The organism is Chitinophaga oryzae, assembly GCF_012516375.2.
Classification (GTDB): Bacteria; Bacteroidota; Bacteroidia; order Chitinophagales; family Chitinophagaceae; genus Chitinophaga; species Chitinophaga oryzae.
This window is the reverse complement of sequence record NZ_CP051204.2, coordinates 7,792,501-7,795,000: the sequence shown is the minus strand read 5'-3', so window position 1 is coordinate 7,795,000 and position 2,500 is coordinate 7,792,501. Positions and strand designations below refer to the sequence as shown.

1 rRNA gene (cut by both window edges) is annotated in these 2,500 nt (G+C 48.6%); it reads left to right on the top strand.

From position 1 onward, the window contains the following. Positions 1 to 2,500: ribosomal RNA gene (locus HF324_RS30845) — 23S ribosomal RNA — on the top strand (it extends past both window edges: 252 nt to the left, 131 nt to the right).

Genomic DNA, 2,500 nt, shown 5'->3' with positions numbered 1-2,500 from the left:
CCCAAACCGGGTCGAAGCAATTCTACCCGGGGTTGTAGGACTGCTTTTAGAAAGTCAGATCAAGCTGAATCATCTGGAAAGATGAGCCGTAGCAGGTGATAGCCCTGTAGGCGCAAATTCTGGCGGACGTGCAGTATCCTGAGTAGCGCGGGACCAGAGGAATCCTGTGTGAAACTGTCAGTACCATCTGATAAGGCTAAATACTCCTTAGATACCGATAGTGAACCAGTACCGTAAGGGAAAGGTGAAAAGTACTCCGAACAGGAGAGTGAAATAGTTCCTGAAACCGTGCGCTTACAAGCGGTCGGAGCCAGTAATGGTGACGGCGTGCCTTTTGCATAATGAGCCTACGAGTTACTCCTCACTGGCAAGGTTAAGGTCTTCAGTACCGGAGCCGCAGCGAAAGCGAGTTCTAACAGAGCGCTTAGTCAGTGGGGGTAGACGCGAAACTTTGTGATCTATCCATGGGCAGGATGAAGGTTAGGTAAAACTAACTGGAGGTCCGAACTCATTAGCGTTGAAAAGCTATGGGATGACCTGTGGATAGGGGTGAAAGGCCAATCAAACTGAGAGATAGCTCGTTCTCCCCGAAATGTTTTTAGGAACAGCCTTGGATATAGACGTGTTATAGAGGTAGAGCTACTAATTGGGCTAGGGGGCTTCACCGCCTACCAAACCCTAATAAACTCCGAATGCTATAACATAATCTCCAGGAGTGAGGCTGTGGGCGCTAAGGTCCATGGCCGAGAGGGAAATAACCCAGACTAACAGCTAAGGTCCCTAATCGTATGTTAAGTTGAACAAACGCGGTTCAAATCCTAAAACAGCCAGGATGTTGGCTTGGAAGCAGCCATTCATTTAAAGAGTGCGTAACAGCTCACTGGTCGAGGGTTTGGGCACGGAAAATAATCGGGCATCAAACATACAACCGAAGCTTTAGGCCTCATACTTAGGTATGAGACGGTAGGGGAGCATTCTAAACTGCATCGAAGGTGTGTCGCGAGGCATGCTGGAGCGTTTAGAAAAGAAAATGTAGGCATAAGTAACGATAAATAAGATGAAAAATCTTATCGCCGTAAGACTAAGGGTTCCTGATCAACGCTAATCGGATCAGGGTTAGTCGGGTCCTTAGGCAAAGCCGAGAGGCGTAGCTGATGGCAAACTGGTGAATATTCCAGTACCTGTTATAAATTCGATGGAGTAACGGAGTAGTGAAAGGACTGCGCACTTACGGAATAGTGCGTTAAAGGGTGTAGGTATACCGACTGTAGGTAAATCCGCAGATGGTGCTGAACCTGATAGTACAGCAAAGCTTCGGCAGCGCTGATAATGTCCCTAATCAGACTTCCAAGAAAAACTTCTAAGGTTCGTTTATGACAGCCCGTACCGTAAACCGACACAGGTAGTCGAGATGAGTATTCTCAGGCGCTCGAGTGATCCGTGGTAAAGGAACTAGGCAAATTGACGCTGTAACTTCGGGATAAAGCGTACCACAGCAATGTGGTCTCAGTAAAATGGTACAACCAACTGTTTAACAAAAACACAGGGCCCTGCAAAATCGAAAGATGACGTATAGAGCCTGATACCTGCCCGGTGCTGGAAGGTTAAGGAAGGATGTTCGGAGTAATCCAAAGCTTCTGACTGAAGCCCCAGTAAACGGCGGCCGTAACTATAACGGTCCTAAGGTAGCGAAATTCCTTGTCGGGTAAGTTCCGACCTGCACGAATGGTCTAATGAGTTGTACACTGTCTCTACCACGAGCTCGGTGAAATTGTAGTATCGGTGAAGATGCCGGTTAATCGCAACGGGACGGAAAGACCCCGTGAACCTTCACTACAACTTAACATTGATTTTGAATGCCAGATGTGTAGGATAGTTGGGAGACTGTGAAGCAGCTTCGCCAGGAGTTGTGGAGTCATCGTTGAAATACCAACCTTCTGTTATTTAGAGTCTAATCCCTGTAAGGGGAGACATTGTTTGGTGGGTAGTTTGACTGGGGTGGTCGCCTCCTAAAAGGTAACGGAGGCTCGCAAAGGTACCCTCAGTACGGTTGGTAATCGTACGCAGAGCGCATTAGTATAAGGGTGCTTGACTGTGAGGCAAACAAGCCGAGCAGGTGCGAAAGCAGGCTAAAGTGATCCGGTGGTTCTGTATGGAAGGGCCATCGCTCAAAGGATAAAAGGTACTCCGGGGATAACAGGCTGATCTCACCCAAGAGCTCATATCGACGGTGAGGTTTGGCACCTCGATGTCGGTTCGTCACATCCTGGGGCTGGAGAAGGTCCCAAGGGTTCGGCTGTTCGCCGATTAAAGTGGCACGTGAACTGGGTTCAGAACGTCGCAAGACAGTTCGGTCCCTATCTGTTGTGATCGTTAGTAAATTGAGGAGACATGACCTTAGTACGAGAGGACCGGGTCGTACGTACCGCTGGTGTATCTGTTGTGCCGCCAGGTGCAGTGCAGAGTAGCTATGTACGGACAGGATAAACGCTGAAAGCAT